Annotated in this window: 15 protein-coding genes; 9 read left to right on the forward strand and 6 right to left on the reverse strand. The window is 42.4% G+C overall.

What is annotated here, in order from left to right; translation table 11 throughout:
- The first annotated feature begins 9 nt into the window (after positions 1–9).
- The 3 genes from Q8M62_RS07695 to Q8M62_RS07705 all read left to right on the forward strand — a co-directional run bounded on the left by Q8M62_RS07695 (position 10) and on the right by Q8M62_RS07705 (position 1,858).
- Positions 10–777 carry an energy transducer TonB gene (locus tag Q8M62_RS07695; protein ID WP_304900969.1) on the forward strand — a complete coding sequence of 256 codons (768 nt, stop codon included), beginning with the start codon at positions 10–12 and terminating at the stop codon, positions 775–777.
- Between the two features lie 110 nt (positions 778–887).
- Positions 888–1,391 carry an energy transducer TonB gene (locus Q8M62_RS07700; RefSeq protein WP_304900968.1) on the forward strand — a complete coding sequence of 168 codons (504 nt, stop codon included), beginning with the start codon at positions 888–890 and terminating at the stop codon, positions 1,389–1,391.
- 59 nt (positions 1,392–1,450) lie between these two features.
- Entirely contained in the window at positions 1,451–1,858 is a 408-nt protein-coding gene (locus Q8M62_RS07705; protein WP_304900967.1) for an energy transducer TonB, read from the forward strand.
- A gap of 219 nt (positions 1,859–2,077) precedes the next feature.
- Here the strand turns inward: Q8M62_RS07705 and Q8M62_RS07710 are convergent, their stop codons facing one another.
- Positions 2,078–4,621, reverse strand: a complete 2,544-nt coding sequence (locus tag Q8M62_RS07710; protein WP_304900966.1) for a M14 family zinc carboxypeptidase — start codon at positions 4,619–4,621, stop codon at positions 2,078–2,080.
- A gap of 132 nt (positions 4,622–4,753) precedes the next feature.
- Between Q8M62_RS07710 and Q8M62_RS07715 the strand changes: the two genes are divergently transcribed.
- Together Q8M62_RS07715 and Q8M62_RS07720 are read left to right on the forward strand one after the other, a co-directional pair.
- A complete protein-coding gene (locus tag Q8M62_RS07715; protein WP_304900965.1) occupies positions 4,754–5,521 on the forward strand; it encodes a DUF1080 domain-containing protein in 768 nt (255 codons plus the stop codon).
- Positions 5,522–5,613: 92 nt separating this feature from the next.
- Positions 5,614–6,957 (forward strand): Gfo/Idh/MocA family protein, encoded by a 1,344-nt coding sequence (locus Q8M62_RS07720; protein ID WP_304900964.1) that lies wholly within the window; start codon positions 5,614–5,616, stop codon positions 6,955–6,957.
- A gap of 263 nt (positions 6,958–7,220) precedes the next feature.
- Here Q8M62_RS07720 and Q8M62_RS07725 read toward each other — a convergent pair whose 3' ends face one another.
- Positions 7,221–7,625 (reverse strand): hypothetical protein, encoded by a 405-nt coding sequence (locus tag Q8M62_RS07725; protein WP_304900963.1) that lies wholly within the window; start codon positions 7,623–7,625, stop codon positions 7,221–7,223.
- Between the two features lie 371 nt (positions 7,626–7,996).
- On the opposite strand from Q8M62_RS07725, the gene Q8M62_RS07730 reads away from it, so the two are divergent.
- Positions 7,997–8,959 carry a fasciclin domain-containing protein gene (locus tag Q8M62_RS07730; protein WP_370690556.1) on the forward strand — a complete coding sequence of 321 codons (963 nt, stop codon included), beginning with the start codon at positions 7,997–7,999 and terminating at the stop codon, positions 8,957–8,959.
- 401 nt (positions 8,960–9,360) lie between these two features.
- Here Q8M62_RS07730 and Q8M62_RS07735 read toward each other — a convergent pair whose 3' ends face one another.
- Genes Q8M62_RS07735 through Q8M62_RS07750 form a run of 4 tightly spaced genes read right to left on the reverse strand, consistent with a single transcriptional unit; the run spans position 9,361 to position 11,785 of the window.
- Positions 9,361–10,095: a polysaccharide deacetylase family protein gene (locus Q8M62_RS07735; RefSeq protein WP_304900962.1), complete on the reverse strand. Its 735-nt coding sequence runs from the start codon at positions 10,093–10,095 to the stop codon at positions 9,361–9,363.
- Between the two features lie 16 nt (positions 10,096–10,111).
- Positions 10,112–11,182 (reverse strand): hypothetical protein, encoded by a 1,071-nt coding sequence (locus Q8M62_RS07740; protein ID WP_304900961.1) that lies wholly within the window; start codon positions 11,180–11,182, stop codon positions 10,112–10,114.
- Between the two features lie 16 nt (positions 11,183–11,198).
- Positions 11,199–11,363: a hypothetical protein gene (locus Q8M62_RS07745; RefSeq protein WP_304900960.1), complete on the reverse strand. Its 165-nt coding sequence runs from the start codon at positions 11,361–11,363 to the stop codon at positions 11,199–11,201.
- A 29-nt stretch (positions 11,364–11,392) separates the two neighbouring features.
- The gene (locus Q8M62_RS07750; protein ID WP_304900959.1) at positions 11,393–11,785 is read right to left on the reverse strand and encodes a hypothetical protein; all 393 of its coding nucleotides are present in this window, start codon (positions 11,783–11,785) and stop codon (positions 11,393–11,395) included.
- A gap of 179 nt (positions 11,786–11,964) precedes the next feature.
- Here Q8M62_RS07750 and Q8M62_RS07755 point away from each other — a divergent pair, with 179 nt between their 5' ends.
- The 3 genes from Q8M62_RS07755 (at position 11,965) to Q8M62_RS07765 (ending at position 13,291) form a co-directional block, all read left to right on the forward strand.
- Positions 11,965–12,150, forward strand: a complete 186-nt coding sequence (locus Q8M62_RS07755) for a hypothetical protein (protein ID WP_304900958.1) — start codon at positions 11,965–11,967, stop codon at positions 12,148–12,150.
- Between the two features lie 104 nt (positions 12,151–12,254).
- Positions 12,255–12,656: a hypothetical protein gene (locus tag Q8M62_RS07760; RefSeq protein ID WP_304900957.1), complete on the forward strand. Its 402-nt coding sequence runs from the start codon at positions 12,255–12,257 to the stop codon at positions 12,654–12,656.
- Positions 12,653–13,291, forward strand: a complete 639-nt coding sequence (locus Q8M62_RS07765; RefSeq protein WP_304900956.1) for a hypothetical protein — start codon at positions 12,653–12,655, stop codon at positions 13,289–13,291. Before Q8M62_RS07760 ends, Q8M62_RS07765 begins: the two co-directional genes overlap by 4 nt.
- Positions 13,292–13,413 lie beyond the last annotated feature (122 nt).

Genomic DNA, 13,413 nt, shown 5'->3' on the forward strand with positions numbered 1-13,413 from the left:
AAAATTCCAATGAAAGCTTTACTGTTAATTAGATTATCATATTTCTGTTTGTTGCTTTTTGGCTCTATGGCGATTTTTTCGGATTCTTTTGCCCAAAAAATCAGTGAAGGAATCAAAATTAAGGGAAGCGTAGTAGATCAGGATGACAAAATCGTAAGAGGCGCTTCAATTTTAATTAAAGGTACTACTTCGGGTACTGTCACCAACATGGATGGAAATTTTTGGCTAACGGTTCCTTCATCCGACGCTGTACTTGTGGTGACTTTCATCGATTTGGAAACCAAAGAGATTTTGGTTTCTGATAAGACTGAATTTAAAATCACTTTAAAACCCGAAGTAAAATTCCAACTTTCAGAGGCGGGCTTTATGGTTCATGACAAGGTAGACCAATTCCCAACACCCTCCGAAGGAATTGAAGAATGGAATCGCTACCTATCAAAAAATATCAAATATCCACAAACTGCCAGAGAAGCTAATACCCAAGGTACTGTTATTGTCGGTTTTAAGGTAAAAGAGGATGGGACAGTAGCAAATGTAGAAATCATAAGAGGAATTGGCGGGGGCTGTGATCAGGAGGCTGTCAGAATCATAGCTGAAGGACCAGATTGGGAGCCAGCAATAAAAGGTGGTCAAGCCGTTACCACTCAATTAAGTCTACCGATTCGGTTTGTTTTAGCTGGAGATCCAGGTGTCGCTTCACTAAGTCAACAAAACGAAAAAGCAATTGCGGATAGGTTTGGGAAACATGTAACTGTAGTTGGCTACAAAGCTAAATAACCTCCAAGCTCAGGAAAAAATCAAAAATCAATTTCTAAAATACTTCTTACCTCGGAAAATTCCGAGGGTGGAACACTACATTCAAATTTTAACCAATAAATAACACAATTATGAAAATCAATGAATTGAAAATCAACAGAATGGCATGGATTCCGGCAATATGCCTGATTATCCTGTCGGTATCTTGCGACATTGCTACAGAGCCGGAAATCGAAGGACCCACCCAAGTTGAAGCCAAACAAAGTATCGGACCATCCAATATTCTGGCAAGGGTGAATAACGTCGCAAAAGACGGAAACGAAATCTTTGACGTAACGGAAGTTCAGCCCAATCCTCCCGGAGGCATGGCCGGTTGGAATGATTATCTAAAAGCGAACGTCACTTATCCTGCCGAGGCTAAAAGCATGGGCATTGAAGGAACGGTGATCGTTGTGTTTGTCGTCAATTCCGATGGATCTGTTTCCAATCCCGAAATCCTCAGAGGAATTGGAGGTGGTGCAGATGAAGAAGCACTTCGTGTCGTCCAAAACTCTCCAAACTGGGAGCCTGCAATGCAAAAAGATCGGATAGTCAATTGCCGAATGCGACTGCCTATCCGATTTAAACTGAGCTAAATCACTTGCTGTTTATTTGAATTCTAAACCAAATTACTCATCCAATACATCAAATCGTTATGAAGATCAAAATTCTGTTTTCGCTTATTACCTTGCTGTTTTTTGGATTTGTTTCCAAGCTTGAAGCGCAAGTGACGATGTCCAAAATTGACGGGGTTTATCAGGTAGTTCCGGATATGCCAGTTCCCCCCGGCGGAAGTATGGAGTCTTTTATCAAATACTTCCAGGAAAATATGAAGTATCCTGCCTTGGCTAAAGAGAAAGGCATTGAAGGCATGGTAGCAGTTTCGTTTATTGTACGGGAGGACGGAAGTGTGGATGAAGTTGCCATTCTCAGAGGAATCGGGGGAGGATGTGATGAAGAAGCCCACCGAATGGTCAGGGAAAGTGGGAAATGGACTCCGGGAAAATTGGATGGTAAACCTGTTGCTGTCCAGATGAGATTGCCTATTCAATTCAAACTTTAGGCAAGCCTTTAAGATCAAGGGACCCTCAAAGCGATTCGTTTTGAGGTTTTTTTTATTCTCTTTATGATTCTATCTGTTAGTTGAATCCAATTAAAGTGCAAGATTGAGTGTACAAATAAAATTTAAGGTGAGGAATTCTATTGTTTTAAAGAAAAAAAGCCGCTGAACTTCCGCTCAACGGCTATTTTTTCAAATTTCAAATCTCAAACTTCAAATTCATCAATCCATATTGTCCCCATGGAAAATGGCATTCAAAAACAGTTTATTCGTCCCAAACCAAGTTCCCCGGAAATTTGGACTGTCAAAGAAATGAACCACTCTGCCTTGACCCACTGAAGAGATAATGACCCCTGCACTTAACTTCAGCTTTTCCAGATTGGTTTTGGAGATGTATCCGCCCAAATGCGGGTTGGCAGTATATTTTACCGGAGTCAGGTACTTGTCAGCAGATGGCTTGATAAAGATATCCGTATTGCGATACACTGGCAGGTTTTTGCGATGATAGCCATAGGCAATCGGGTGAGTCAAATCCAGTTCGGCCAAATAAATACTTCCACCGACTTCTTTGGCACCTTCGAAATCATTTCGGGTATTGAATGGAAGCGAATCCGGGTCCTTGGGTTCATCCTTCAATTCCACAGCTACTTCTTTCGTGATGCCTTTTTGGTTTAGCCAAAGTGAGGCGTTTTTCAAGGAAATGACCGTCCCTCCCCGGTTAATCCAGTCTTTCAGGTGATTGACCTGAGACTCGGAAAGTGAATTGTAATTGCCGGAAGGCAGGATCAGGGTATTGTATTCGTGGAGATTTACCCGTCCAAATTGCTCCATATTTACCTTGGTAATCGGCATACCCAAGTGCTGATCCATCAGATTCCAGATTTCACCTGCTTCCAGTGAATTGATTCCTGTACCCACAGGCATCAGGACTTTTGGTGCCTGAATGGCAGAAACAGAATTCGAGCCCAAATCGATTCCAGTCACGTTCAAACCCGTCTGAACGGCATAGATTTTTTGTCCGTTTTTAGCAGCCAGTTCTTTCAATTTTGTAGCTAGCTCTTCTGCTTTCAGTTTTTGGAAACCCATAGGAATCATCAGGGTACCTGAAGAGAAACTTACTACTCCGTCTTGAGTTTGGGAGGAAAAAGGGCGATGCACCGACTCTACATGAATTCCCGCTTTCTGCATTTCAAAAAGCATTTTTGGGGCATAGAAGTCAGACCAGTCGATCAGGTAAGCGTAAGCTTTTCCCTCAGGAAAAGTGAAATTCGGGCTTGAAACTGCTTTGATCTCTGAACCTGATTTTGCACCTGTGGCTGCCGAAAAAGGCATCCCATAAGCTGCTGCCATGGTCCAAGCCGAAGCATCATAAAATACCGAGTCGGCAAACTTTTTTTCATATTCAAACATGGTACGAACCATTCTGTACTGGGGCTGATTAGTCGGGACAACCCAAGATTTACCTTTTTTGAAGGTTTGATTGGAAACAGTCACATCTGCTGAGTTTTCATAGACTTTGATCTTGTGATCCAGCAAAAACTTTACGAAAAGTCGATTTCTACTTTCGTCAAATTCATCTCCAAAGACATAGCTTTTAGCAGCATCTTTTCCTCCTTCGGCGACTGCAGTTTCAAAGAATTCACGCAAATAGTCGTGCATATACACCCGATTATCCAAGGCCGCTTCCATGGTTGCCAAGGAGTTAACCACGTGATTTCTGATGGTAAAGGCAAAGGTAATGTCACCCCGTTGACTGTTTTGGACATGACCTCTCGAACTTGCCGTCTCAAATACCAATCCCAATCCTCCATGAATGTCGGGATAGGTCGATCCGTAGCCCGGATAGCTGTTGTCGAAGACCTCTTTGGTCCAGTATAAGGCTCCGATCTGATCCATGTATTTGGCAAAATACTTGGCAAAGCGCGGATTGAGGTCCTCGTAATTTTTTCTGGGTACTGCAGGGTTTTCAGAACCAAAAGGCTTGGTTGGCTCAAAGAAAAAAGTGCTGTTGGTGCCCATTTCATGGAAGTCTGTGGTGACATTGGGATACCACTGATGATACCAATCTACTTTTACCCTTGATTCAGGATGCGCAAGTGGCAACCAATCCCGGTTGAGGTCAAACCAGTAGTGGTTGGTTCTGCCGCCCGGCCAAGCTTCATTGTGTTCTCTGTCCAAAGGACTTGCCACAGGAGGGAAGCCTTTGTTGGAATTGGCCCAAAGACTGTGGCGGTCTCGACCGTCAGGATTTAAAGTGGGATCGATGTGCAGGACCATATTTTCCCGAAGATTTTTGGCCAGATCAGATTGGGAAGCCAAAAACCAATAGGCTGTCAGCATTGCAGCCTCTGCCGAAGAAGGTTCATTTCCATGGACGCCATAGCCTAAATGAACGATGGAGGGCATGGCGTTGACATCGGGTTTTGGCTGGCTTGGATCTGCCAATTGGATTTGCCTGAGACGGATTTGCTCCAGATTTCCCATGTTGGCTGCGGAGGCAATCGTCAGGATGACTTTTGGGCGATGCTCATGAGTATAGCCTATAGTCTGAAGTTGGGCGAGAGGACTGAGTTGATCCAGCTTTTCGAAATACTTCACTATCAGGTCATAGCGTGTATGCCAGTCACCCACAGGGTAGCCCAGAAACTGAGAAGGTGAGGGGATGGCAGGATCAAATTTTTCCCCGGGAAAATAATATTCCTCCTGAGCGAAGGCGAGTTGACCGAGAAAAAGAGTGAAAATCAGTGATAGAACGGTTTTTTGCATGGTGGCTTATTTTCTGAAAAGTAAAAAAGGAATTGGGCTTTTCCAGCAAAAATCCATCAACGGCTTTCCGATTCACGGCTTTTTTCCTGTAATTTATCGGGATAACATTCATTACCTAAAATAATCTATTGTATGACTAAGCAACTACATGCTTTCGCTTTACTCGCTATGGGGCTTTCTGTAAGTTCTTTATCCCTGGCACAGGAGCAAACCCCGCCAAAATTACCACCTCAGGCCACAGAATTTTACACGCCTGTTCCTCCGAAAATCACTCCCGGTGCCAACAACACCGCACCACCATCTGATGCGATTGTCCTGTTTGACGGTTCAAATCTGAATGGTTTTGTAAGTGCAAAAGACGGTTCAAGTCCTGCACAGTGGACGGTCGAAAAAGGAGAACTGGTCGTAGCCAAAGGAAAAGGAGACATTCAGTCTAAGCTTGCTTTCGGTGATGCCCAATATCACATTGAATGGTCCGCACCTACTGAGATTGTAGGTGAAGGTCAGGGCCGTGGAAATTCCGGTTTTTTCCTGATGGGAATGTATGAAGTTCAGATATTGGACTCCTACGAAAGTAAAACCTACACCAACGGACAGGCTGGAAGTATCTACAAGCAACATCCTCCTTTGGTGAATCCGCTGCGGGCACCAGGCGAGTGGAACTACTATGACATCATCTTCAAAGCTCCTCGCTTTGACAAAAATGGAATGGTGACTTCCCCTGCTACTGTCACAGTGTTGATCAACGGAGTATTGGTTCAAAACAATGTGATCCTCCGAGGCCCAACCGAGTATATCGGAATTCCAAATTATAAAGCTCATGCAGATGCATTGCCCATCAAATTGCAGGATCACGGCAATCCGGTACGATTCAGAAATATATGGGTAAGACCACTTTGATTTTGTGCAGTCCATAATTGATAGACCATGGTCCATGGACTACCAGACTATGGACTAATAAATAACTCTCAACCCAATAACTAAATAACCAAATGACTTCAAGAAGACGATTTATACAAAACACTATGCTGCTGGGAGCTGGATTGAGCATGCCTTCAATCCTGACCGCAGCAGATTTTGGAAAATTTACCCGAACCATTGGGCCCAATGACCAAATCAATTATGGCCTCATTGGCTGTAAAGGAATGGGCTGGTCCAACATGAATGCGAATCTTAAAATCCCTCAAGTCAACTGTGTGGCTCTTTGTGATGTGGATCAAAGTGTACTCGATCAGCGCTCAGAGGATGTTTTCAAATTGCGCGGTACCCGTCCCAAGCAATACAAGGACTACCGAAAAATGCTCGAAGACAAGGATATCGACGTGGTGATTGTAGGTACTCCAGACCTCTGGCATTGCCTGAATATGGTGGATGCGGTGTCTGCAGGAAAGCATGTTTATGTCGAGAAGCCGATAGCAAATACCATTGAAGAGTGCCAAATCATGGTGAAAGCCCAGGAGCGCTACGGCAAAATCGTCCAAGTAGGACAGTGGCAGCGTTCAGGTTCCCAGTATGACGAAGCCATCCAATATGTAAAATCGGGAAAACTCGGTCAGATTCGTCTGGTAAAATGCTGGGCATATCAAGGTTGGATGAAGCCCGTACCGGTAGTTCCTAACAGCACTGCACCGGCTGGAGTCGATTATGACATGTGGCTCGGGCCAGCACCCAAAAGGGAATTCAATGCTAACCGCTTTCATTTCAACTTCCGCTGGTTTTGGGACTATGCAGGTGGACTGATGACAGATTGGGGCGTACATGAAATTGACATCGCACTGTATGCAATGGGAGTCAGCGCACCTAAGTCAGTGATGGCCTCCGGTGGGAAATTTGCCTATCCGGATGACGCGTCCGAAACTCCTGATACGCTACAGACGGTGTATGAATACGAAGGATTCAATATGTTGTGGGAACATGCCACCGGTATCGATGGTGGCAACTACGGCACCACGGAAGGAATAGCCTTTATCGGCAACAATGCGACGTTGGTCGTAAACCGGGGAGGCTGGAAAGTGATTCCCGAAACTGAAAATGTGGATGGTCAACGTAAAAACAAGATTGAGGAGGTGCCACATACTCGACCTCAGGGTCCATCCGCGCTTGATCTTCACGCTGTGAACTTTGTGGAAGCGATGACTGCCAATGATCCCAAACTGCTAAAGTGCGCGATTCAAACCGGTTCGGTTGCTGCGATCAATGCCCAAATGGGAAATATTGCTTACAAGACAGGCAAGAAAGTCTATTGGGATGCGGGTAAAAACATGTTTACCGATTCAGAAGCCAATGCCCTGATGAAAGCCAATTATCACAATGGCTGGAAAGTGCCGAAAGTATAGCGTCTTTGCGATCCCGATTTTTCATCTGGAGAAGCAATCTTTTTGCAGATACGAAATTTGAAGTAGGAATACGAGCCCTCTGAAGAAATTTGGAGGGCTTTTTTTAGAGGAAAAAACGTCATCGGGAGCGACGAAGGAGCGAAGCAATCTTTCTGGATAAGTACGAAATACGAAATACGAGGCTTTGGCAACGTTGAGCGATAGTTGTAATATTTGAAGCTCTCTGAAGAAATTACGATTTTTCCTGCACAAAAAAATCACAATCAAAATTGGTCATTCATACCTTTTTCAGGCATGATCCCCAAGGTAATCTCAAAGGAACCGGGCTCAAGAGAAATCGCATCAATTCTAAAATCCTTCGTTGCCAGTCTCTCTTTCTCCGGAAGGAAGGAAAAGGGATGAATATCAAAATACTTTTCCCTTTTGTCCCAAATTATTCCTTCAAGCTCAAAATTCACAAACATATTAACCAGCAGATTTTTGAAAAAACCCAACTTGTATTGAATCCGGATAGATCGGGAAGTAAAGGCTATAATTTCACAGGGGATTTTTGCTTTCGGATGATGAATTGAAAACTCATTAGTATCGGTGAATTCAAGCTGAATATTTTCGTCTCCGTATGATTTCGACAAAAATTGAAGTTCGGATTCTGTGAATTTAATGTCCATAGTTATGATTATTAAAAATGTCGGAAAGTCCTTTATTTGATTACTGATTCCGGCATACAATTACCTAACGGGAACAATAGTATCCGGTTATAAAAGATGCTTCCTGCATTATAAAGTTTCAGCTTTTAGAGAGAAATAATTTTTTTTTTGAAAAAAGGTTTATTTATCGTTCATAACCGGATAGTATTAGTTAAAACTCATTTCTAAGTTGTTGAAATAGAGTTAGGCCTGTTTTGATCAATTTTTTGATTTTAAATATTCATAGAAAGCATAGTATTATTGGATGAATTTTTTCAATTCACATAACCAAAACTTTTTTTATAAAGTTATATTCCAGTACCAACATATTTATTAACCTAACTATTACTACCATGATGAATTCAAAATTCAACCCGTGGAGATCATTATCTCTTCTTGTTGCACTCGGATCCGTTCTGAGTTTTTCTTCCTGTCAAGATGATGTTGATCCTCCTAAAGACGAGAGTGAAAACATAGTTGACATCGCATCTGGAAATCCGGACTTTTCAATTCTCGTATCAGCCGTAAGTCAAGCCGGCTTGGTAGAAGCGTTATCACAACCCGGCCCGTTGACGGTATTTGCCCCGACAAATGAAGCTTTTGAAAATTTCCTGAGTGCAAACAATCTCACTGCGACACAATTATTGGCGAGCCAAGATTTAGCTGATATCCTTACCTATCACGTGGTAGGTGGGGCTGTTAGATCCTCCGATGTTAATCCTGGTCCTGTTACTGCGCTAAACGAAAAACAGTTTTATGTAAGTGCAGATCCTGCAGGTAATTTATGGATTAATGGTAATGCGCAAATTATACAAACAGACATTACCGCAGACAATGGAATTATACACGTCCTGGATTATGTTATCACTTCTCCAACTCAAAATATTGCTGAGATAGCAATTGCTGCAAATCAGGGAGCACAGCCTGAATTTACCCAGCTGGTTGCAGCATTAGTTCGTGCCAATTTGGTAGAAGCTGTAAGTGGTAGTTCGGGAGATAATCTGACGGTTTTTGCTCCAACAGATGCTGCATTCGGAGCATTGTATGAAGTATTGGGCGTGAATGGGGTAGATGAAATTCCGGTTGATTTACTCACGAATGTACTCCAATATCATGTAGTGCCCGCAAGAGCATTTTCACAGGACTTGCGTCAGAATGCCAGCTTGCCAACACTGTTAACAGGTCAGAATTTGACAGTCGATTTGGCGAATTTGCAGATCAATGAAAGTGGCTTGATTGGAGCTGCTTTGAATATTCATGCAACAAATGGGGTGATCCACGCAATCGACCAAGTTTTATTACCTCCAAGTGAATAAAGCATCACCTTTAATTTTCAGGCTTGATGCCCGTGATTTCGTTTAAAGAATAAATTCCATTTACAACTGACCCCGACTTAAGGTAGGCAAGGTGCTTTTACCAAAATCAAGTAAAGTCAAGTTCGTAGTTTGTTTGATTTATTGGCTATCTCCGAGTGGAGGTAGCCAATTTTTTGATCTAGTAAGTTTGTTGATCGCCTAACTTTATTTTAATACAACAGCTTTGATATGTCAATTAATTCTCGTCAGCCCACCTTAATCCAACGCTCTGTCCCCTCCGGAAGCAGTTTAAAGCCGGCCTGAAGTTGCGCAAAGTGTTGGATGAAGAATTATCATACAAAGTAAAATAGATTTATAGTATATGATAATATCTAGTTGAAGTCTTCTTAACTGCCCCGAATTCAAAACCTACTCTCCATCTCCTTCACCAATCGATCTCCTGACCAATTGCCTACAACCAATATTCTAGGCAAAGAATAAACTGGATCTTTGGAGTCAAGTTTTCCTCCCAATTGATAGGCTGATCGAAGTCCTCGTTCCCTGATTTGGCGGATTACTTCGGTATTCCAAAGCCCAAAAGGATATGCCAAAGAAGTAACTTCCTTTTTAGTAATTTCTTCCAACAAAGCTTTGGGCTTGTCGATCTGTATTTTCCATTGATCAGCCGCCAGTTTTCTCAGGTCCTGATGATCCCAGGTATGAAGGCCAATCGCATGACCTCGATCTGATAATTCTCGGATTTGTTCCTTGCTCATGTATCCAGCTTTTCCTATGGAGACCGTCATGATGTAAAAGGTACCCCGATATCCATATTTCTCCAAAATCGGCGCTGCAGCCAGGTAATGATCAGCGCGTGTATCATCAAAACTGATCAAAACCGATTTTCCGGAAATTTGCTTCCCTTCATAAAAAACCGCCTCTACTTCATGCGGAAGTATCGTCCGGTAACCCGACTCCTTAAGCCTTTTCATTTGTTCCTCAAAACGCTCCGGACTGATAAAATAGGCTGGATTTTGATTTGAATAAGATCGGACATTATGATAACTCAGTGCCGGAATCGCCGGGATTGTTACTTCCTGTCCCTGTCCAATAGCTGCCCAAAGCATCAGGAAAACAATCAGGATCCGGTTTTTCATGGTATTTGGGGGCTGTTTATTGGTATTGAATGTAAATGGGCTTGGGGTAAAGCTTTAAGATTTCCTTCGGTGTCATCAAGCGATAGGGTAGCGTGAGTTTGTCATTGATATAAAATAACTTCATACCGGTAAACTGAACAGGCATTCCCCCCACAAATCTTCTGTAACTGTCCACTTTTTTGGCGGGAAATCCAAACCCATCCATGTTGATGACGACCTGGACCTGCGGGGTGGCTTTGATGTCCTGGTAATTGGTTATCATGTTACGTGTGAATCGATGCACCACCATGATTTTCGGGGGTAAACCGTTTTCTTTGACCAAATTGGAAAGGTACTCTATTGCAAAATTAAGGTCTGCTGCATCCAGAGTGCCGATTTTTGTCCCGGGCACACTTCCATCTTTCATGGACCATTCCGGATCGATCCCCAGATGAACGTCCGTATTAAGTAGAAATTTCTCTAAGGTTGGAATTTCCCGCTCCAGCGTACTATGCCCAACCTGCACATCCAAAAAGGTAATTCCATCCAAGGATCTGCCCAGTTGAATGGCTCTTTGAATTTGTGATTCAGGCATTCTCAAGCGGTACCAACCTTCCTTCCCCGGATTTTTCTGAGCTGTGATGGCAATGTAATGAACAGCAGGCAGCGATGGTGTCAGTGAATCCGCCTGATTCCAAGCCTTAAGTTCTTCATCAAAGAGCTCAAAGAGTTCCTCTTCGGAGACCCTTCCCAAAATCCCCATATGCTTCGAGTAAAAATTTCCATACATCGCAATTATTCGATAAAAAGGCAACAAGGCTCCTTTTTCAGGATAAATAGAAAACACTTGCCAAGGCTTTGGGATACTGTCATGGGCTAATGCCCTTACCCGCTTGTCAAAATCTATACTGTCTATTCCTTCCTTGATTTCTTTCTGGATTAATACGGTTGGTTTGAGGGTGTCAAGAGCACTTTCCTGAATCTGATAAGGTTGATGAGAACTTGCCGTAGGCGGTTGAATAGGCTTCAGCACCCAAAAAAGCCAAAAAAGCAGGGTAAGAATTGATATCGAAAATACGGAGGATATCCAAAGCTTTTTCTGGTTCATTACTAAAAATAGAAACTTAAATGAAGAAACTAACAGGAGTTTCAAAAGCAGGAACCAGAAAAAGATTATTTACCGGAAATCGGGGGTAAAACTTCGCGATTCCTACCGCTAAAATGGGGTAGGCTATTTTCATGTTGTACTTTTTGGCCAACTCAAATGCTGTATCCGTTCCTTGGTACATTTCCAATTGCTTAGCACGGCTTTCCGGACTTAAGACCCCTTTGTCCTCTTCATCAACAAGTTTTCGGCATTTTTACCGGCCACCAAGTTGACAAAACCAATATTTGAGGTCAACAATGCGATCTGGGAAAGGCTTGAAAACATGGCGTTATAGTGAGCATCAATGAGGCCCGGCATCAGAAATTTTCCTTTGCCATCAATGATCTGTACGTTGGTGCTCTTGTTGGTCGGAATGGGAGAGGTGGAAATCCTGGAGATGGTGTTCCCTTCGATCAGAATGTTCCCGAGGATTGTTTTTTCATCTGATCCATTGAAAATCTCCACATTGTTGATCAAAAGGGTTTTGGTTTGAGCGTGCAGGTTTTGAGAAAAAGCTACCCAAACCAGCGTAAGAATCCAGAGGGATGGATTAAAATTTTTCATAAAAATGGGTTTTACTGAGGTTGAATTTTGTTTTAAGTTAAAAAACAAACTGTGGAGAATTTGTTTTGGTCTAGGTCTGACATTCATTTTGTAGTATGGGATAGGGATGAAAATTTATTTTTTTTATAAAACATAAAACACAAACCCATGGTCTTTGATTAAATTCAAAATAATCAAAAATGCCAAAGCGAACTTCTCCTAACCAGATTGAAACTTTTACAGATCTTAACGATTTGGAACGAATCGTCGTGGACAAGCGGAATGAAAAACGGGCGGATGCAAAAAAGGGGAGAAGAAATCGGCATTACACCAAGCTGCTAATCAAGCAACAGCTTAATTTGGATACTTGGAGAGGGGAGGAGTGAAAGTTGCGAAAAGACATCTTATTGGCATTTTTGGGATCACCCTGACTTGTAGCATTCAATCCAATGTTTTCGTTTTTGATCTAGACTTTTAAAAATAAAACCACATGAATGAGGCTAGGAATAACCGAATCAAAAATCTTCTGATTTTCATTTTTTTCTTGTTTGTAGCTCAAGGATGTCAGGAATTTATCCATGACAGTTTCGATACTTTTCAAGGTAAAACGCTCACCAAAACTGGAGATCCAATCGCTAACTTAAGACTCAATCTATATTCAGGATCTTCGCTAGTTTATTCATTTACCACCGGAAGTCAAGGAGAATTCAGAGTCGTTTTACCATCCAAAAACATCAATACTTCTTACAGCATGACGGTTCGAGAACCATTTTTCTTTGAAATCAATAGGTTTGATCAAATCTTCACGGACAATTCTTTAATGCTTGATCCTTCCTTAAGAACTGCCAAGGGAGTAATTGATTTGGGTGAGTTGATTTTGGTGGAGAAATGAAAAAGTGGATTTTACTCGTACCGACATTCATTTTTCTGGGTCTAAGCGTTTGCTATTCCCAAGAAGGGAAGCAGTGGAAAAAATTCGACAAGGATATCTTCTTTTCGGATTTCAGTGTGGAGCTTCTTGGTCGGAATTTTAAGCAGGGCAACTTTCTCGGAGATGCATATCAGGTGAATTTGGGGTATCGGATTAATTTTGACTTTGGAGTTTCAGGATATCCAGGATTAGGTTTTTATGTTAGTGGAAATCGAGCTGATGTACTTGAGAACCAGTTTTTAGGAGGCTTTTTTAATGAGGCACGATTTCGGGAAGGTGGATTGTTTGTGTTTTATGACTTAGCCCTTGGCGATCGGTGGATGGTTCGGCCGGAACTGGGTTTTGGGAATTTCAGAGTGATTCATGGATTTTCTCCCTCTCGCTTTATTCTGAATTATTCCCATTTTTTTGGGAAAGCGAATGTCCAGTATCGCTTAGCCGAAATTTCGGAGGATTTCATCTTAAGTGCCACGATTGGAGCGGAATATGGATTATACAATGGCAGAAGTATAGTAATTAACGATCAAGATCGAAATTACATCCGTAGGTCAACTGGGTATCAAATTTCATCGGGACTGCTTTTGAGGATTTATTGAGTTTTAACCAAACTAAATCCTCTACTAGCGCAAGTCTTCAGACTTGTGCTTAAGAAAATGCAGTCTTCAGACTGCAAGAGCTGAAAGGCACATTTGAACAGCAGTCAGGAGTTTGCATTTCA

It is taken from the genome of Algoriphagus sp., from assembly GCF_030694375.1.
Lineage (GTDB): Bacteria > Bacteroidota > Bacteroidia > Cytophagales > Cyclobacteriaceae > Algoriphagus.